The following is an 18,460-nucleotide window of genomic DNA, read 5'->3' as shown; positions in this document are numbered from 1 at the left end:
GAGAGATAAATCAATGAGATATTTAACATTTGCGCTTGCAAAGGGCAGACTTGCAAAGAAAACCCTTGCATTGCTTGAACAGATAGGAATTACCTGCGATGAGATGAAAGACCCGGATACCAGAAAGCTGATTTTTATAAATGAAGAACTGAAGCTGAAGTTCTTCCTTTCAAAGGCAACAGATGTACCAACCTATGTAGAATACGGTGCAGCAGATATTGGTGTAGTTGGTAAGGATACGATATTAGAAGAAGGCAGAAACCTGTACGAGGTAATGGATCTCGGATTCGGCAAATGCCGGATGTGTGTCTGCGGTCCTCATAAAGCAAAAGAATTATTGAAGAAAAATGAGATCATCCGTGTTGCCAGCAAATATCCGAATATTGCAAAAGATTATTTTAATAATCAGAAGAACCAGACGGTTGAGATCATCAAATTAAACGGTTCGGTCGAGCTTGCGCCGATCGTTGGCTTATCGGAGGTGATCGTTGATATCGTCGAGACCGGAAGCACCCTTCGCGAAAACGGACTGGAAGTTTTAGAAGAAGTTTGTCCGTTATCTGCAAGAATGGTTGTAAATCAGGTAAGCTTAAAGATGGAAAATGAGAGAATTAGAAAGCTGCTTGCTGATCTGAATTCGTTAATTAATAAGGAGGCATAAAAATGAGAATTGTAAATCTGACGGAAGAAACCAGAAAGAACATTTTAAAAGATCTGTTAAAAAGAAGCCCAAGCAATTTTGGATCTTATGCAGATACAGTAGAGAAGATCGTAAATGATGTCAGAGATCGTGGAGACGAGGCGTTATTTGGATATACAAAGCAGTTTGATAAAGCAGATATCAATGCCGGAAATGTTCTGGTTACAAAAGAAGAGATTGAATATGCTTATACACAGGTTGATGAGAAGCTGATCGAGGTTATCAGAAAAGCAAAAGAAAACATTCGTACCTATCACGAAAAACAGCGTCAGTACAGCTGGTTTGATTCTGATCCGAAAGGTATCATGCTTGGCCAGAAGGTAACAGCATTGAAATCTGTCGGAGTATATGTACCGGGCGGAAAAGCTGTGTATCCATCTTCCGTATTGATGAACATTATGCCTGCAAAGGTAGCAGGTGTTAAAAATATTATAATGACCACTCCTTGTAACAGCGAGGGTGAAGTATATGCGACTACACTGGTTGCAGCAAATGAAGCCGGTGCGACTGCTATCTACAAGGCAGGCGGCGCACAGGCAATCGCGGCTCTTGCATATGGAACGGAATCCATTCCAAAGGTTGATAAGATCGTAGGACCCGGAAATATCTTCGTTGCACTTGCAAAACGTGCGGTATACGGACATGTCAGCATCGATTCGATCGCAGGTCCATCCGAGATCCTTGTAATTGCAGATGAGACTGCAAATCCAAGATATGTTGCTGCCGATCTGTTATCGCAGGCCGAACATGATGAGATGGCATCCGCCATTCTGATCACAACTTCAAAAGAACTTGCCGAAAAGGTATCAGCACAGGTTGATGAATTTATAGAAGTATTATCCAGAAAAGAGATCATACGGAAATCTATTGATACATACGGCTACATCTTATTAGCCGATAATATGGCAGATGCGGTTGAAACAGCAAATGCAATTGCCTCCGAACATCTGGAGATTGTAACTGCAAATCCATTTGATGTCATGACAAGGATCAAGAATGCCGGTGCGATCTTCATCGGTGAATATTCATCCGAACCATTGGGTGATTATTTTGCCGGACCGAACCATGTACTTCCAACAAACGGAACAGCGAAGTTCTTCTCCCCGTTAAGTGTGGATGATTTCATTAAGAAATCCAGTATCATCTATTATTCCAGAGAAGCTCTTGAAGAGGTACATGAGGACATTGAAAGCTTTGCAAAATCAGAGCAGCTTACAGCACATGCTAATTCTATTGCAGTAAGATTTGAATAGTGGTATAATATGAAACCAAGATTGCACAGGCGTCTGTATTATCAGTCCGCCTGTGCTTGTAGTTGCCAAAGTATCGGAAGAAAAATGTATAAAAACAAGGGAGAAAAGATATGGCGGATAGAGCAGTAAAATGCACAAGAAAAACCAGCGAGACAGATATTGTTCTGGAATTAAATCTGGATGGAAAGGGAAATGCAAAAATCGATACCGGTATCGGATTTTTCGATCATATGCTGACAAGCTTTGCCAAACACGGATTCTTTGATCTGAATCTGACTGTAAAAGGTGATCTGTATGTGGATTGTCATCATACGATCGAGGATACGGGAATTGTTCTCGGAAAAGCGATCAAGGGTGCGCTTGGAGATAAGAAATCCATTAAGCGTTTCGGTAATTTCTTTCTTCCTATGGATGAAACGCTTGTTATGTGTGCGATCGACCTTTCCGGAAGACCATACCTTGTTTATGATCTGAACCTGACAACAGAACGGGTTGGATATTTTGATACACAGATGGTAAAGGAATTCTTCTATGCAGTATCCTATGGAGCAGAGATGAACCTGAATCTGAAGCAGTTCTCCGGTTCCAATGACCATCATATCATCGAAGCAGCTTTTAAGGCATTTGCAAAAGCTTTAGATGAAGCAACTTCTATAGACGACAGATTAAATGGTAAAGTGTTATCTACCAAAGGTTCACTTTAAGGAGGTACTATGAGTTATAAGAAAATTATTCCATGTCTGGATCTTGAGAATGCACTCGAAATGGCAAAGTTCTATAATGATGCCGGTGCAGATGAGATTGCATATTTTGACAGTAAAGCAACAAAGGAAGGCAGAGAAGCGAATATTGCAGTTATCAAAGAGATCTGCAAGAATGTCGATATTCCATTGATCGCATGTGGTGGAGTAAGAAGACTGGAAGATATCAAGAAGATGTTATACGCAGGTGCTTCCAAGGTTTGTATGAAATCAGCAGCATTAAATACACCGGAGCTTGTAACGGAAGCCGCTGACCGTTTTGGTTCAGAACGTATCATCGTAACGATCGACCTGAGCGAATGTAAAGAGCCTGTAGCCTATGCAGAGCAGCTTAAGGAACTCGGAGCAGGTGAGCTCCTGTTATTACATAATAATATGGTTCCGGAATATATGGATATCGTAAATGAGATCAAAAATCGTGTAGCACTTCCTGTTATTGTTTCCACCTATTCAACAAATGGGGAAGCAATCTGTGAGATGCTTGAAAAGACAAATGCTGAATCCATTTCTTTATATAATCTGAAACAAATGGATATAATGGAGATAAAGCAGGAATGCAGAAAAGAAGGCATTCCGGTTAATACGTTTGAAAGTGCAGTATCCTTTGATGAATTCAAGCTGAATTCTGACGGGCTGATTCCATGTATCACACAGCATTATAAGACTGGGGAAGTTCTTATGATGGCATACATGAATAAGGAATCCTTTGAAAAGACGATCGCAACCGGCAGAATGACATATTACAGCAGAAGCAGACAGGAGCTTTGGACAAAGGGAGAGACATCCGGTCATTTCCAGTTCTTAAAATCATTAAAATTAGACTGTGATAAAGATACCCTGCTTGCAGAGGTTTCCCAGATTGGTGCAGCATGCCACACCGGCAGCCCGACCTGCTTCTTTACCGATCTGGTTAAGAAGGAATACGATAATACCAATCCGTTAAAGGTATTTGAAGAAGAATACGATATTATCGTTGACAGAAGAAATCATCCAAAGGAAGGTTCCTATACAAATTATCTGTTTGACAAAGGAATTGACAAAATACTGAAAAAGGTTGGCGAAGAGGCAACAGAGATTGTAATTGCTGCCAAGAATCCTGATTCAGATGAAATAAAATATGAGATATCAGATTTCCTGTATCACCTTATGGTTCTTATGGTTGAAAGAGGTGTCAGTTGGACTGATATTACCAAAGAACTGGCTGATAGAAGGTAGGAGGAGAAAACAGTGGAAAAATATGGCGTAAATCAGTTAAGAAAAATGTTTCTGGAATTTTTTGAGAGCAAGGGACATCTGAAGATGAACAGTTTCTCACTGATTCCACATAATGATAATAGTTTGTTATTGATCAACTCAGGTATGGCACCATTAAAGCCTTACTTTACAGGACAGGAGATCCCGCCAAGAAGACGTGTGACCACCTGCCAGAAGTGTATCCGTACCGGAGATATCGAAAATGTAGGTAAGACTGCAAGACATGGTACATTCTTTGAGATGTTAGGTAACTTCTCATTCGGCGATTACTTCAAGCATGAAGCAATTTCATGGTCATGGGAGTTCCTGACCAAGGTTGTAGGCTTAGATGAAAATCGTTTATATCCATCTATCTACGAGGATGATGACGAAGCATTTGATATCTGGAATAAAGAGATTGGAATTGCACCGGAGAGAATCTTCCGTTTTGGGAAAGAAGATAACTTCTGGGAGCATGGAGCAGGTCCTTGTGGTCCATGTTCCGAAATCTATTATGACAGAGGCGAAAAGTACGGATGCGGTAAGCCTGGCTGTACAGTAGGTTGTGACTGTGACCGTTACATGGAAGTATGGAACAACGTATTTACCCAGTTTGAAAATGACGGCCATAATAACTATACAGAACTGGTTCAGAAGAATATCGATACCGGTATGGGACTGGAGCGTCTGGCTGTTGTTGTTCAGGATGTAGATTCCATCTTTGACGTTGATACGATCAAAGCGTTACGTGATAAAGTATGTGAGATGGCTGGCGTAAAGTACATGGAAGATGAGAAGACAGATGTCTCGATCCGTGTTATTACCGACCATATCCGTTCTGTTACCTTTATGGCATCTGACGGTATCCTTCCATCAAATGAAGGACGAGGTTATGTATTAAGACGTCTTCTCCGTCGTGCAGCAAGACATGGCAGATTACTTGGTATCGAAGGCAGATTCCTTGCAGAGCTTTCAAAGACAGTGATCGAGGTTTCTAAGGATGCATATCCGGAGTTGGAAGAAAAGAAAGCACATATCTTTACCTGTATCAATACAGAAGAAGAAAACTTCAATAAGACGATCGATCAGGGCTTATCAATCCTGAACGGCTTCGTTGAGGAGTTAAATAACAGCGGCAAAAAAGTATTAAATGGCGAAAATGCATTTAAGTTATATGATACCTATGGTTTTCCTCTTGATCTTACAAAAGAGATTCTGGAAGAAAAGGGTATCGAGGTTGATACCGAAGGCTTTAATAAGGCTATGGACAAGCAGAGAGAGACTGCTCGTAAATCAAGAAAAGTATCAAACTACATGGGAGCAGATTCAACTATTTATGAAGACATCGACACAGCTCTTACAAGTAAATTCATTGGTTATGACAAGGTAGAAGCATCTTCCAATATCATTGCCATAACAGCAGAATATAAAGAAGGCGATCAGGTAACATCCGAACTGGTTGATGTTATTTCCGAAGGCACAAACGGTTCGATCATCACAGCAGAGACACCATTTTATGCTACTATGGGTGGTCAGATCGGTGATGCCGGTGTGATCGAGACAGAGAACGGACGTTTCATCGTTAAAGATACGATCAAGGTTGCCGGTGATAAGATCGCACATCTTGGCTATGTTGAATCCGGTGAATTAAAGAATGGAAGCACAGCGAAGCTTTCTGTAACAGCAGACAGACGTGCACTGATCTGTAAGAATCATTCCGCTACACATCTGCTCCAGAAAGCCTTAAAGATGGTCCTTGGTGATCATGTAGAACAGGCTGGTTCTTATGTATCCGAAGACCGTTTAAGATTCGACTTTACACATTTTCAGGCTATGACTCCTGAGGAAATCGCCAAGGTTGAAGCAATCGTAAATGAACAGATTGATAAAGACCTTAAGGTTAAGACAGAGGTTATGAGTATTGAAGATGCCAAGAAGACAGGTGCTATGGCATTGTTTGGTGACAAGTACGGCGAGAAGGTTCGTGTTGTATCTATGGATGACTTCTCCGTTGAATTCTGTGGTGGTACTCATGTTCCGAATACCGGTGTGATCGGTACATTTAAGATCATCTCTGAAATGGGTGTTGCTGCCGGTGTCAGAAGAATTGAAGCACTGACTTCTGTTGGCGCATTTAATTATTATAAAGAGATGGAAGACGAGTTGAAAGCAGCAGCAAAGGCAGCAAAAGTTGAACCTGCAAAGCTGGCTGAAAAGATCGAGACAATGCTCGCTGAGATCAAGGCGCTGACATCTGAAAATTCCAAGCTGAAGGATAAGCTGGCAAAGAATTCTGCCGGAGATGCACTTGCAGATGCAATAGATATAAATGGCGTAAAGGTTCTTGCTACCAGCGTAGAAGATACCGATATGAACGCACTTCGTAATTTGGGTGATGATTTCAAGAACAAGCTTGGTACATCGGTTATCATTCTTGCTTCCGCAAAGGATGGCAAGGTAAATCTGATCGCTATGGCAACAGACGATGCTGTAAAGAAGGGAGCACATGCAGGAAATATTATCAAAGCGTCTGCAGCACTTGTAGGCGGTGGCGGCGGTGGTCGTCCAAACATGGCTCAGGCCGGGGGAAAGAATCCTGCCGGTATTGTAGATGCACTTGCAAAAGCAGTTGAAACAGCCAAAGAACAGTTAAATGCCTAAAAATAGAAAAATAGAAAATAATAAAATTTTTTGTTGACGTTTTAATAATATATGTTATAATTGACTTCGTGCTTAAATAATACCCAAACAGTTGTTATTTTATTAGCATAGTACACAACTGGAGGGAGGTCAGGTGAGAGAATGTCAAATGTAATAGTTAAAGAAAACGAAACATTAGATAGCGCTCTTCGCAGATTCAAGAGAAATTGTGCGAAGGCTGGTATCCAGCAGGAGATTCGTAAGAGAGAACATTACGAAAAGCCAAGCGTTAGACGTAAAAAGAAATCAGAGGCAGCTAGAAAGCGCAAATATAAATAATCTATAGTTTGGATTAGTAAATATGATTTTTTTGAGTACCGAGCAATCGGTACTCTTTTTTTACGCGAGCAACGAGCCGAAGTCTGTGTTTACACGAGACCTCGGCGACTGCCGCGATAACCACAAGAAAATTACAAAGTAATTTTCTTGTGGTTGCGGAAGTATCTATCTGTGCTTGGCTCACTTACGCAAAAAAAGAATATATAAAACGTATGCGAAACAATTAGGTATGATGGTGCGGTGTGAGAACATGAAATGTTCTTACAAACGCAAAAAAGTTGACGCTGACATCACTATAATATATGATGAAATTAATATACGAAAACGAAAGGGACAAACGAATATGAAAAACGCAATTAATATTCTTGCAATAATCTTTGCCTGGGGAGCACTGATCTTAAGTATTTTTGCATTTGGCGATATGACCGGAAATATATTTAAGGCAGTTACCTATGGATTGATTGTAGGAAATGCCGTTCTGGTTAATTTTATCTGTGTCCATAATCTTAAAGAGAATAAAGAGTAAGTCATAATCCGATACCCAACCAACATAGTATAGATATAAAGTCAATTGGGTATCAGATCATGCAGCTTCCATTTAATCATAACAGTCTATATGATGTGCCGGATGTCACACCGGACATTAAAAAAAGTTCGTCTAAAATCACAATTCATGATAACCACATTATCTATATTGAAAACTATAAATGTATTATATCCTGTTCAGATACTCAGATCCTTGTTAAAACTAAAAAGAATACCATATCGATAAATGGAATTTGCCTGAAAATTGAATATTACTGCCCGGAAGAACTGAAGATATCAGGCAATATTCTATATATCAATTATGAATGATAATGTTGTGTACATAGAAGGGAGAAACCGGATGTTTGATATTATATTAAGGTATCTGTATGGCTTTGCAAAAATTCATCTTCGCGGCATTCATATCAACCGTTTTGTTAATCTATGCAAAGCGAGAGATATTAAACTTTGGGATCTGGAGCAGAAAGAGAATGAAATCTTCTTTTTTGTTGCCTCTAAGGATATAGCGCACTTAAAAGAGCCGGCACTCAAAACCGGAAGTGAAGTCGAAATTCTGAAAGAATATGGTATTCGACAGTTTATTCGAAAAAATAAAAAAAGAATTCCGTTTGTGATTGGGTTTATCTTGTTTACAATTCTGGTCTATATACAATCGTTATTTATATGGGAAATTTCCGTTTCCGGTGAATCAGATTATACATCGGATGAGATACTACAGCATATCAATGAATATTATGTGCAGACAGGAACTCCGAAATCAAAAGTAGATTGCGCCGAGCTTGAGAAGAACCTCCGAAAAGATTTTGAAGATATCGCATGGATATCATGTGCGCTTACAGGAACAAAGTTGTCTGTAGAGATTACGGAAACATTGAATGTATGTACGGACACCTCCATGAAAGGACCATGCAACATCATTGCATCAAAGAACTGTACGATCGCAGAGATCGTAACCGCTTCCGGTACACCGGTGGTTAAATCAGGGGATGACGTAAAAAAAGGGGATGTCCTGATATCCGGAGCTGTCTATCTGTATGATGACAATAACGAAGTGATGGATACAAATTATGTGTCGGCAGAGGGAGAGGTTTATGGCATCTGCGTGTATCATTATGATGAAAGTATACCAAGAACAAATTATGTGAAAAAGTATACCGGAAACGAGAAAAAATATTATTCCTTTGGATTGTTAAAGTATGATTTTACCCCTTATGTACCGAAATGTCCTTATGATACATTCGACCGATTAAGTGATGATAAGAGATTACACATAGGAAAAAATCTTTATCTGCCATTTGAGATAAAAAAGACTACAGTCAAAGAATACACATTGATGATGAAAAAATTGTCCGAAAAAGATGCTACAGATAAAATGCAGGAAAAATTAAATCACTATATTGGCAATTTGCAAGAAAAAGGGGTGCAAATAATAGAAAAAAATGTTAAAATAACATGTAGCGAGGACGCATGCCATGCAGTTGGAGATATCACTGTAAAACAGCTGATCGGTGTCCCGCATGAATTACAGATAATAAGTGAGGAGCAGACACTTGAGTGAATTCAGCAAATCAATTACTGTTATGTCCGAATACGTTCAAAATGTATTTGGACAATTTGATGTACATGCAAAAAAAATTGAAAAAGCATTTCATGTTTCTATGATCCTGCGCGATGATAAGCTGAAGATTTCAGGAGAAGAAAAAGACGTGGAGCAGGCGGTTCATGTACTGATCCAGTTATTTGCAGTTGCAGCCAGAGGTACTGCGATTGATGAACAGAAGGTCGATTATACGATAGCCATGTCTAAGGATCATCCTCAGGAAACACAGGAAAATATCGCTGAGTTGGATCGGGATATCATTTGTCATACGATCAACGGCAAACCGATCAAACCAAAAACACACGGACAGAAAGCATATGTAAATGCAATCGATAAATCCATGATCGTATTCGGTGTAGGTCCTGCCGGAACCGGTAAGACATATCTGGCAATGGCGAAAGCGATCACTGCATTCAAAAACGGTGAAGTGAATCGTATTATATTGACACGTCCGGCGATCGAAGCAGGCGAGAAATTAGGTTTTCTGCCCGGCGATCTGCAAAGCAAGGTCGATCCTTATTTAAGACCGCTTTATGATGCGCTCTATGAGATCATGGGACCGGAATCTTTCGCTAAAAATATGGAAAAAGGATTGATTGAGGTTGCCCCACTTGCGTATATGCGAGGCCGAACTCTGGATAATGCGTACATCGTGCTTGATGAGGCACAGAATACAACTCCTGCACAGATGAAAATGTTCTTAACCCGTATCGGATTTGGATCAAAAGCCATCATTACCGGTGACCTTTCACAGAAAGATCTTCCGTTTGAGACAAGATCCGGACTTGAAGTTGCACTGATGGTTATTAAAAACATCGAAGAAATCAGTGTTTGTCATCTGACAAGTCTTGATGTTGTGAGACATCCGCTTGTACAGAAGATTGTCAATGCCTACGAAGTGTATGAGGAAAAGCAGAACAGACAGAAGAAAAGATCCGATCAGACAAAGCATGAGATAAGTGACAGCAAGCGTTACGGAGATAACCGCAATAATAAGAGAAAAAGGTAAGGATGTACAATGTCTTTAAATATTGAAAATGAATTCGGAGAGATCCGTGTGCCTGATTATGAACATGTAATAGAGACTGTGATCGGACAGGCGCTGGATTTTATCAAATGCCCATATGAATGTGAGATTTATGTATTACTCACAGACAATTCGGGCATACAGACTATCAATAATTGTCAGAGAAATATCGATGCACCTACAGATGTGCTGTCATTTCCTCTGATTGATTATAAAGAACCCGGAGATTTTAGTGTTGTAGACGGGGATACCTGTGATTATTTCAATCCGGAATCAGGAGAACTGATGCTTGGAGATATTATTATTTCCATGGATCGAGTATATGAACAGGCAAAAAGTTACAATCACTCGAACACCAGAGAACTGGCATTTCTGGTTGCACACAGTATGCTTCATTTATTTGGTTATGATCATATAGATGAAGAAGAACGCAAACAGATGGAAGATCTTCAGGAACAAATACTTAATGAGAAAGGATACACAAGGGATTATGAAGAAAACTAAATATGCAATTGCATTAGCAGCATTAGGAGTTTTATCACTTGGTGTTATGGGATGTGGAAAGAAAGAGGCAACAACAGAGGCAACCACAGGAACCACAACGACAGAAGCAACAACAGAAGCAACTACAGAGGCAGCAACAGAAGCTCAGCCTGAGGGCGTGTACAACGACCTGACCGGAGAATGGGTTACAGACCGTACAGAAGAATATGGCCGCCCGATCGCAGTTATGTTAAATAACATTTCTGACGCAATGCCGCAGTGTGATATAGGAAAGGCAGATATTGTTTATGAGATGAAGGTAGAAGGTGGAATCACACGTTTGCTTGGAATCTTCAATGATTATTCCAATCTTGAAAAACTGGGTTCAATCAGAAGCTGCCGTCCATATTATGTAACAGTTGCTATGGAATATGATGCTATCTATATGCATTATGGTCAGTCTCCACAGGGAGAAGATAAGCTTGCAAGCTCAGGGATCAATAATCTGAGTGGCTTAAGCTCAGAAGGTGGCGTAACATACTACAGAGCATCTGACCGGGTATCTCCACATAATGTATTCACAGATACCGAGAAGATCAAAGCCGGAATCGAACAGAAGGGCTATGAAACAAAACACAGCGACAGCTTTGAAAGTGTATTTTCATTCAATGATGAGATCACAACACCTGCCGGTGGGGAAACCGCTAACGAGATCAAGACACCAATCAGCAACTATACATCACCTTGGTTTGAATATCATGCTGATGATGGTCTCTATTACAGATTCCAGTATGGCGGAGAACAGACCGATGGAAATACAGGCGAACAGCTTAAGTATGAAAACGTCCTGATCCAGTTTGCTCATTATACAAGCATTGACGATCACGACAGACAGCAGCTTGATCTGGTCGGTGAAGGCACAGGCCTTTACGCATCAAATGGTGTGATCATTCCTGTAACATGGAAAAAATCTTCTGAAAATGCTATAACAAAGTACTACACAGAAGACGGCAATGAATTAAAACTGAATCCGGGAAAAACATGGGTAACTGTTTTTGAAAAAGATAAAGCAGACAGTGTAACCTGGAACTAAAATTTAATCAGACTTTTAAGATGTCTGTCATATCGGTTATGATATGGCAGGCATCTTTTTGTATATTTAGCCGTAAAATGCAGATAATCACTGATAAGAGGTGATTATTATGAAAAAAGTGTTTTTTTTGATCGGTGGAGCGGTGTTACTTTTTTTATTTGCATTTTACTGTTCATATTCGATCTATAAGAATTCTCGTGGATGCAATGATACAACGAAAGGACAGTCTAATATCGAAGAATATATCTGGACGATTGACAGAACAGATTCAGAAGAAACCACGGATACGATTGACAGGGTAGAGACGGTTGAAACCATATCAAAAAAAGAAAACTTCGAAACAGAAGAAGCTGCAGAAAAAGACTATCATTTTCTGGTCAGTGATCTGAATGGTTATGTTGCAGTTTTTACAGAAAAGGGAAGCTTATATGAATTTACCGACATTCGGATGGATCAATTGGAAAATGATATGAAAAAACGAATAGAAAATGGAATAAAATTTCAAAAAGCGAAAGAATTATTTACTTTCCTTGAATCATGTTCCAGTTAATGCTAGAATATGGGATGATTTAAAAGGAGAGAACAAATGATATATGATATGATCGTTATCGGTGCGGGAGCATCCGGCATGACAGCGGCTGCCTGTGCAGCAGATCCGAATATGATTTCAGATAAAAAAACTGATCCGGCATCGAAAAAACAACTTAAAATTCTGCTGCTTGAAAAAAATAAAAAGATCGGGAAGAAGATCTATGCGACAGGAAACGGAAAGTGTAATATCGCAAATCAGGCATTTGATATAAACTGTTATTTCAGTAACAATGAGTTTTTCCCTTATAAGGTAATCGCTGCGGATGATTATAAAAAAGTAATTTCATTTTTTGAACAGGTGGGTGTATTGGTGTCAGATGAAAATGGATATTATTACCCGATGTCCAGACAGGCTTCGACTGTTGTATGGGCATTTAATGATGTTCTGAAAAAGAATGAAATCGAGATTCATACCGGAGAACAGGTTGCAGAGATATCCATAAACAAGGACCATATCTATGAGATAAAAACAGATCATGCCGTGTATCATACAAAAAATGTTGTTCTTTCATGTGGCGGATCGGCAGCCCCGGCTCTTGGAGGAACAGATGCCGGTTTAGATCTGCTGGAACAGTTAGGCGTTCCTGTTTATCAGTTCCATCCGGCATTATGTAAGGTAAAATGCGCAGAAGATATATCTGAATTATCAGGTGTTCGATGCAAAGCAGGCGTTTATGTTGAATATGGAGAAAATTCGACTTCTGATCACGAGAAGGAATTTGGCGAGGTACAGTTTACTGATACCTGTATCTCCGGCATTGTCGTATTCAACCAGAGCCATATCATCGGTGAAGCCTTAGAAGCCGGCGAACATGTCAGGCTCCACATATCACCGATACCGACGATGAATAAAGCAGATGTATTAAAGTATCTGAGGACATTTGTAAAGAACAATCCTGAGCGGAATATTCAGGCCTGTCTGAACGGTCTGGTGCATGAAAAGCTCGGAGCCTATATAATAAAAAAATGCGGCACAGAGAAAAAGAGTGTGCAGCAATTATCAGAAAAAGAACTGGTAGAGCTGGCAGGTATACTCTTTGATCTACGGTTTGAGATCACGGACACAGCAGAGATTACAGAGGCACAGGTAGCACGCGGAGGAGCAGACACAAGATTTGTAAATCCTGAAACAATGGGATTAAAGATGGTCCCCGGATGTTATGTTACAGGAGAACTATTAGATGTAGATGGTAAATGCGGCGGATACAATCTTATGTGGGCAGTTATCACAGGAATGAAAGCAGGAAAGAGTATATATGATTCGTATAAATAATATCAAATTAAAAATCGGCTATACGGCAGATGATATAGAGGCTGTAATTAAGAAAAATCTGAAGCTTTCGTATGTGTCTGCATATAAAATTGCCAAATTATCGATTGACAGCCGTAAAAAAGATCAGATCCATTATGTGGCAGCTGTAGATGTAATTTGCGACAACGAAGAAAAAATATTGCAAAAAGTTCACAATAACAATATTATGTTAACAAAAGAAACGATATACCTGATACCGGAGCCGGGAACTACGCCGATGCAGTATCGACCGGTTATTATCGGAAGCGGCCCGGCAGGTTTGTTTGCAGGACTTTTTCTCGCAAGAGAGGGCTATCGACCGATTATTCTGGAACGTGGTATGGCGGTTGATGAACGAACAGCCTATGTAAATGGATACTGGAAAAAGGAACATCCGTTAAATCCAAACTGCAATGTTCAGTTTGGGGAAGGCGGAGCCGGAACATTTTCTGACGGTAAATTGAATACCGTAATTAAGGATAAATCAGGAAGAAGGACTGCGGTTCTTAAGACATTTGTCGAATTTGGTGCAGATCCGTCAATCCTATATGTGAATAAGCCTCATATCGGTACAGATGTGTTATTGACTGTAGTCAAGAATATCAGAAATGAGATTATAAGGCTGGGTGGAGAGGTGCGATTTGAGCAGCTTGTAACAGATATAGAAGTGATAGATTCTGAGACAACGCTCTTACATATAAAGAAGCTTTTGAAACCGGAAGACACATATGAATTAAAAAGCAATGCGGTGATACTTGCAATCGGTCACAGTGCAAGAGATACCTTTGAAATGCTCTATAAGCGTGGAATTCCGATGGAACAGAAGCCGTTTGCAATGGGACTCCGGATCGAACATCCAAGAACCTTTATCAATGAAGCACAATATGGATATCATCCCGATTATGAAGATTTACTGCCGACAGCAGATTATAAGCTGGTGCATCAGGCAGCAAACGGACGGGCGGTCTACTCCTTCTGTATGTGCCCCGGTGGTTACGTTGTAAATGCCTCCTCAGAATCCGGAAGGATATGTGTCAATGGTATGAGCTACAGTGACCGGAAAGCGGATAATTCAAACAGTGCGATCGTTGTGAATGTTACGCCGGAAGATTATCCGGGAGATCATCCGCTTGCCGGTATGTATTTTCAGAGAGAGCTTGAAGAAAAGGCGTATCAGGCAGGAAAAGGAGCAGTTCCGGTACAACGTTTCGGTGATTTTAGAATGAACAGAATGTCTACGGAAGCCGGCAAGATCAAGCCTTGCATAAAGGGGGCTTATACGTTTTCCAACCTGAATTGTTGTTTGCCAGAGTATATCAGAGATGCTATAATAGATGGTGTTTTGTCATTTGACCGGGTGATATCCGGTTTTGCAGATGATGATGCAATATTAAGCGGCGTGGAAGCAAGAACATCTTCGCCGATAAAGATACTACGCGATGCAGATCTGACATCTGCACATACTTGTATTTATCCATGTGGAGAAGGTGCAGGTTACGCGGGAGGTATAACATCCGCAGCCGTTGACGGAATAAAAGTTTTTGAGGCGGTTATGTCGAAATTTATGATACCGGAAGCATCAACCGGAAATCAGAGAATGTGAGGTTTCAGATATAAAATGGAAGATCGTTTATACTTAAAAAATAAAAAAAGAATCGTGATCAAGATTGGTTCATCTTCATTAATCCATGAGGAGACGGGTGGGCTTGATTACATAAAACTTGAAAAACTGGTACGGATCATCAGTGATCTGAAAAATCAGGATAAGGATGTTGTATTGGTATCCTCCGGTGCGATCGGTGTCGGTTCGAAGTCATTAGGGCTTCAGAAAAAACCAAAGACAACATCACTCAGACAGGCATGTGCAGCAGTTGGACAAGGACAGCTCATGATGGTATACCAGCGTCTGTTCTATGAATATCACCAGATTGCAGCACAGGTTCTTCTGACATTTGATGTAATCACATCTCAGGAAAGAAGACATAACGCTGTAAATACTTTTAATGAATTATTACAAATGGATGTTATTCCTGTAGTTAATGAGAATGATACAGTTGCAATTGAAGAAGTGGATATAAACTTTGGAGATAATGATACCCTTTCCGCTATCGTAGCCAACATGATCAATGCTGACCTTTTATTATTATTGACAGATATTGATGGCTTGTACACGGACGATCCGAGAAATAATCCGGATGCAACATTGATCCCTGTCGTAGAACGTATCGACGATAAGATCAAAGCAATGGCAAAGGGCGCCGGCTCCGGATATGGAACCGGTGGTATGACGACAAAAATCTCTGCAGCGAAGATTGCTGCAAATTCAGGAGCAGATATGCTTATTTTATCAGGAGATGATATAGGGAATCTCGGTCGGGCATTAAATGGCGAATCCGTCGGAACCTTATTTAAAGCATATAAAGAGCCGGATTTTGATGTCGTAAGATACATTACACATAAGGAATATCTGCAGTAGCAATGGATATAGTGTGTACCATTGTATCATATATAAGATGGTATCTGATCAAACAGAAGCAGTACACGATTCAGAAATAACAGTAATGAACAGGTGAATAAGAATGGACGAAAAAAAGATTGCAAGAATCAATGAATTATATAAGAAATCCAAGACTCCGGCAGGACTTACGCCGGCTGAAAAGGAAGAACAGAAAAATCTCAGACAGGAATATATTTTTGCCATGAAGCAGAATCTGAGAAGTGTATTAAATAACATTGATATCAAAGAACCGGATGGTAGTATTACCAGACTGGAAGATATCGATCCAACAAAAAAAGTATGATGGAACAGACAAAAGCAGAACTAAGAAAACAATATAAACAAAAGCGGCGTGCTTTAACACCGGAGCAGGTGACCGCTGCTTCAGCACAGATCAGAAAGCGATTTATGAATTCAGATGAATATAAAGACTGCAATCATCTGCTGATCTATGTCAGTCAGGATAATGAAGTGGATACGATCGAGATTATAAAGCAGGCACTTACAGATGACAAAATCGTTGCTGTGCCAAAGGTATACGGAGATCATATGCATTTTCATCGGATTCATGGAATGAGCGATCTAAAGGTAGGTGCATATGGCATCTTAGAGCCTGTCGGCTGTGATATGCTTCATCCGACGGAAGGAATTCTGATCGTTCCGGGAATTGTATTTGATAAAAACGGACATCGGATCGGATATGGCGGAGGATATTATGACCGTTATATGAAGCTTCATCCGGAACTTACTGCGGTTGCATTTGCCTATGATTATCAGGTGTTGCCGGAGATTTCATGCGAATCATTTGACGAAAGACCGGATCAGCTTCTGACTCCGTCAGAGATATACAGCTTTATGGAGAAGAATATTGGTTAATAAACTTATCAGAATAATGAAAACGAATTTATACAGAAATTCAACAAGAACATTAAACACATACCGGAGAACAATATGATTAATGAAATTGATAATAAAATAGATACAATCGATATAACAGAACCTTGTCCTGCCGAAGAACCATTTCGGCAATATTATTTTATAAAAAAAGCAAGGGGGTATTACCGGGAGCTTGCGAAAAAAGCAGGAAGAAACCTGACCTGTTCAATCCAGACCTATGGATGTCAGATGAATGTAAGAGACTCCGAGAAGCTGACCGGTATTCTGGAAGAAATCGGATATACAAGCAGTGATTCTGAGGATGCAGACCTTGTTATATATAATACCTGCACAGTCCGTGAGAATGCGAATCGAAAAGTCTACGGACATCTTGGAATCATGAAACATGACAAAGAGACACATCCAGATAAGATGATCGGGCTTTGCGGATGTATGATGCAGGAACCGGATGTTGTAGCTACAATTCAAAAGAAATATCGATTTGTAGACATGGTATTTGGCACGCATAATGTATTTAAACTGGCTGAAATCTACTGCAACCGTATCGAAGCCGGCGGACAGGTAGTGGATATCTGGAAGGATACCAATCTTGTTGTGGAAGATCTTCCGGTTAAGAAGGAATTCCCATTTAAGTCCGGTGTCAATATTATGTTCGGATGTAATAATTTCTGTACATATTGTATCGTGCCATATGTCAGAGGCAGAGAACGCAGCAGACAACCGGAGGACATCATAAGAGAGGTTAAGCGGCTTTCAGAGGAGGGTGTAAAAGAGATCATGCTCCTTGGTCAGAATGTGAATTCTTATGGAAAGACGTTAGAGAAACCGATGACATTTGCCGAATTATTGCAGAAGGTGACAGAAGTTGATGGAATTGAACGTGTTCGTTTTATGACCTCCCATCCAAAGGATCTGTCCGATGAACTGATCGATGTGATCGCAGCAAATGAAAAGATCTGCCGTCACATTCATCTTCCGATGCAGTCCGGCTCATCCAGGATATTAAATCAGATGAATCGTCGCTATACAAAAGAATCTTATCTGGAATTAGTAGACAAGATCCGCAGACAGATTCCTGAAATATCACTTACAACCGATATTATTGTCGGTTTTCCCGGAGAAACAGAAGAAGATTTCTTAGAGACAATGGATGTAGTGAATCGGGTAAGGTTTGATACAGCATTTACATTTATATATTCCAAGCGCACCGGAACACCGGCGGCAACATTTGAGGATCACGCAACAAAGGAAGAGATCCAGAACCGTTTTGACCGTCTGATCAAGCGAGTATCAGAGATCAGCGGTGAGGAGATCTGCCGTTATAAAGGTCAGGTCATGCCTGTACTGATTGAAAGCGTCAGCGAACAGAATCCGGAACTCTTAACCGGTCGTCTGTCAAATAATATTCTGGTACATTTTAAAGGTGATCCGTCTATGATCGGCGAGATCCGGGATGTTTCGCTGGATGAATGTAAAGGCTTTTATTATATGGGAAATCTTGTATAAACC

At 40.2% G+C, this 18,460-nt stretch carries 18 protein-coding genes; all 18 read left to right on the top strand.

All coding sequences use genetic code 11. The features are described from left to right. The first annotated feature begins 13 nt into the window (after nt 1-13). The 18 genes from hisG to miaB all read left to right on the top strand — a co-directional run bounded on the left by hisG (nt 14) and on the right by miaB (nt 18,457). A complete protein-coding gene (gene hisG / locus GT641_RS02165; RefSeq protein ID WP_008400808.1) occupies nt 14-661 on the top strand; it encodes an ATP phosphoribosyltransferase in 648 nt (215 codons plus the stop codon). A 2-nt stretch (nt 662-663) separates the two neighbouring features. Further along, nucleotides 664-1,953, top strand: a complete 1,290-nt coding sequence (hisD, locus tag GT641_RS02160) for a histidinol dehydrogenase (RefSeq protein ID WP_161116720.1) — start codon at nt 664-666, stop codon at nt 1,951-1,953. 110 nt (nt 1,954-2,063) lie between these two features. Continuing rightward, nucleotides 2,064-2,657 carry an imidazoleglycerol-phosphate dehydratase HisB gene (hisB, locus tag GT641_RS02155; protein WP_008400811.1) on the top strand — a complete coding sequence of 198 codons (594 nt, stop codon included), beginning with the start codon at nt 2,064-2,066 and terminating at the stop codon, nt 2,655-2,657. Nucleotides 2,658-2,666: 9 nt separating this feature from the next. After that, a complete protein-coding gene (gene hisIE / locus GT641_RS02150) occupies nt 2,667-3,929 on the top strand; it encodes a bifunctional phosphoribosyl-AMP cyclohydrolase/phosphoribosyl-ATP diphosphatase HisIE (protein WP_008400812.1) in 1,263 nt (420 codons plus the stop codon). 45 nt (nt 3,930-3,974) lie between these two features. Beyond that, nucleotides 3,975-6,608 (top strand): alanine--tRNA ligase, encoded by a 2,634-nt coding sequence (alaS, locus tag GT641_RS02145; RefSeq protein ID WP_192919788.1) that lies wholly within the window; start codon nt 3,975-3,977, stop codon nt 6,606-6,608. Nucleotides 6,609-6,749: 141 nt separating this feature from the next. Next, nucleotides 6,750-6,926, top strand: a complete 177-nt coding sequence (rpsU, locus tag GT641_RS02140; RefSeq protein WP_008400815.1) for a 30S ribosomal protein S21 — start codon at nt 6,750-6,752, stop codon at nt 6,924-6,926. Between the two features lie 343 nt (nt 6,927-7,269). Further along, on the top strand, nt 7,270-7,452 hold the full coding sequence (locus tag GT641_RS02135) for a hypothetical protein (RefSeq protein WP_119963328.1): 183 nt from the start codon (nt 7,270-7,272) through the stop codon (nt 7,450-7,452). A gap of 360 nt (nt 7,453-7,812) precedes the next feature. Next, on the top strand, nt 7,813-9,030 hold the full coding sequence (locus tag GT641_RS02125; RefSeq protein WP_161116718.1) for a sporulation protein YqfD: 1,218 nt from the start codon (nt 7,813-7,815) through the stop codon (nt 9,028-9,030). A gap of 22 nt (nt 9,031-9,052) precedes the next feature. Further along, nucleotides 9,053-10,081: a PhoH family protein gene (locus tag GT641_RS02120; protein ID WP_119963367.1), complete on the top strand. Its 1,029-nt coding sequence runs from the start codon at nt 9,053-9,055 to the stop codon at nt 10,079-10,081. A gap of 9 nt (nt 10,082-10,090) precedes the next feature. Next, nucleotides 10,091-10,603, top strand: a complete 513-nt coding sequence (gene ybeY, locus GT641_RS02115; protein ID WP_008400821.1) for an rRNA maturation RNase YbeY — start codon at nt 10,091-10,093, stop codon at nt 10,601-10,603. Next, nucleotides 10,590-11,675: a DUF3048 domain-containing protein gene (locus GT641_RS02110; protein WP_161116717.1), complete on the top strand. Its 1,086-nt coding sequence runs from the start codon at nt 10,590-10,592 to the stop codon at nt 11,673-11,675. Before ybeY ends, GT641_RS02110 begins: the two co-directional genes overlap by 14 nt. Nucleotides 11,676-11,784: 109 nt before the next feature. Further along, nucleotides 11,785-12,225, top strand: a complete 441-nt coding sequence (locus tag GT641_RS02105) for a hypothetical protein (protein ID WP_161116716.1) — start codon at nt 11,785-11,787, stop codon at nt 12,223-12,225. Between the two features lie 36 nt (nt 12,226-12,261). Next, nucleotides 12,262-13,539, top strand: coding sequence for an aminoacetone oxidase family FAD-binding enzyme (locus GT641_RS02100; protein ID WP_161116715.1), 1,278 nt, complete (start codon nt 12,262-12,264; stop codon nt 13,537-13,539). Further along, a complete protein-coding gene (locus GT641_RS02095; protein ID WP_161116714.1) occupies nt 13,523-15,160 on the top strand; it encodes an FAD-dependent protein in 1,638 nt (545 codons plus the stop codon). The genes GT641_RS02100 and GT641_RS02095 overlap by 17 nt, the downstream gene beginning before the upstream one ends. 15 nt (nt 15,161-15,175) lie before the next feature. Then, the gene (proB, locus tag GT641_RS02090) at nt 15,176-16,033 is read left to right on the top strand and encodes a glutamate 5-kinase (protein WP_161116713.1); all 858 of its coding nucleotides are present in this window, start codon (nt 15,176-15,178) and stop codon (nt 16,031-16,033) included. A 103-nt stretch (nt 16,034-16,136) separates the two neighbouring features. Next, entirely contained in the window at nt 16,137-16,358 is a 222-nt protein-coding gene (locus GT641_RS02085; RefSeq protein ID WP_008400829.1) for a DUF896 domain-containing protein, read from the top strand. After that, nucleotides 16,355-16,930 (top strand): 5-formyltetrahydrofolate cyclo-ligase, encoded by a 576-nt coding sequence (locus GT641_RS02080; RefSeq protein ID WP_161116712.1) that lies wholly within the window; start codon nt 16,355-16,357, stop codon nt 16,928-16,930. The genes GT641_RS02085 and GT641_RS02080 overlap by 4 nt, the downstream gene beginning before the upstream one ends. Before the next feature lie 75 nt (nt 16,931-17,005). Further along, nucleotides 17,006-18,457 (top strand): tRNA (N6-isopentenyl adenosine(37)-C2)-methylthiotransferase MiaB, encoded by a 1,452-nt coding sequence (gene miaB / locus GT641_RS02075; RefSeq protein WP_192919784.1) that lies wholly within the window; start codon nt 17,006-17,008, stop codon nt 18,455-18,457. Nucleotides 18,458-18,460: the final 3 nt, after the last annotated feature.

The organism is Clostridium sp. BIOML-A1, from assembly GCF_009874105.1.
Lineage (GTDB): Bacteria > Bacillota > Clostridia > Lachnospirales > Lachnospiraceae > Coprococcus.
The sequence above is the reverse complement of the archived record's forward strand: the minus strand, read 5'-3'. Positions and strand labels throughout refer to the sequence as shown.

What these genes read in the sequence shown, in the direction of transcription:
- proB (WP_161116713.1), top strand. Translation starts at nt 15,176, where the DNA reads ATGGAAGATCGTTTATACTTAAAAAATAAAAAAAGAATCGTGATCAAG.
- hisB (WP_008400811.1), top strand. Translation starts at nt 2,064, where the DNA reads ATGGCGGATAGAGCAGTAAAATGCACAAGAAAAACCAGCGAGACAGAT.
- GT641_RS02125 (WP_161116718.1), top strand. Translation starts at nt 7,813, where the DNA reads ATGTTTGATATTATATTAAGGTATCTGTATGGCTTTGCAAAAATTCAT.
- GT641_RS02085 (WP_008400829.1), top strand. Translation starts at nt 16,137, where the DNA reads ATGGACGAAAAAAAGATTGCAAGAATCAATGAATTATATAAGAAATCC.
- alaS (WP_192919788.1), top strand. Translation starts at nt 3,975, where the DNA reads ATGTTTCTGGAATTTTTTGAGAGCAAGGGACATCTGAAGATGAACAGT.
- GT641_RS02135 (WP_119963328.1), top strand. Translation starts at nt 7,270, where the DNA reads ATGAAAAACGCAATTAATATTCTTGCAATAATCTTTGCCTGGGGAGCA.
- GT641_RS02080 (WP_161116712.1), top strand. Translation starts at nt 16,355, where the DNA reads ATGATGGAACAGACAAAAGCAGAACTAAGAAAACAATATAAACAAAAG.
- GT641_RS02110 (WP_161116717.1), top strand. Translation starts at nt 10,590, where the DNA reads ATGAAGAAAACTAAATATGCAATTGCATTAGCAGCATTAGGAGTTTTA.
- hisD (WP_161116720.1), top strand. Translation starts at nt 664, where the DNA reads ATGAGAATTGTAAATCTGACGGAAGAAACCAGAAAGAACATTTTAAAA.
- hisG (WP_008400808.1), top strand. Translation starts at nt 14, where the DNA reads ATGAGATATTTAACATTTGCGCTTGCAAAGGGCAGACTTGCAAAGAAA.
- GT641_RS02105 (WP_161116716.1), top strand. Translation starts at nt 11,785, where the DNA reads ATGAAAAAAGTGTTTTTTTTGATCGGTGGAGCGGTGTTACTTTTTTTA.
- ybeY (WP_008400821.1), top strand. Translation starts at nt 10,091, where the DNA reads ATGTCTTTAAATATTGAAAATGAATTCGGAGAGATCCGTGTGCCTGAT.
- hisIE (WP_008400812.1), top strand. Translation starts at nt 2,667, where the DNA reads ATGAGTTATAAGAAAATTATTCCATGTCTGGATCTTGAGAATGCACTC.
- miaB (WP_192919784.1), top strand. Translation starts at nt 17,006, where the DNA reads ATGATTAATGAAATTGATAATAAAATAGATACAATCGATATAACAGAA.
- GT641_RS02100 (WP_161116715.1), top strand. Translation starts at nt 12,262, where the DNA reads ATGATATATGATATGATCGTTATCGGTGCGGGAGCATCCGGCATGACA.
- rpsU (WP_008400815.1), top strand. Translation starts at nt 6,750, where the DNA reads ATGTCAAATGTAATAGTTAAAGAAAACGAAACATTAGATAGCGCTCTT.
- GT641_RS02095 (WP_161116714.1), top strand. Translation starts at nt 13,523, where the DNA reads ATGATTCGTATAAATAATATCAAATTAAAAATCGGCTATACGGCAGAT.
- GT641_RS02120 (WP_119963367.1), top strand. Translation starts at nt 9,053, where the DNA reads ATGTCCGAATACGTTCAAAATGTATTTGGACAATTTGATGTACATGCA.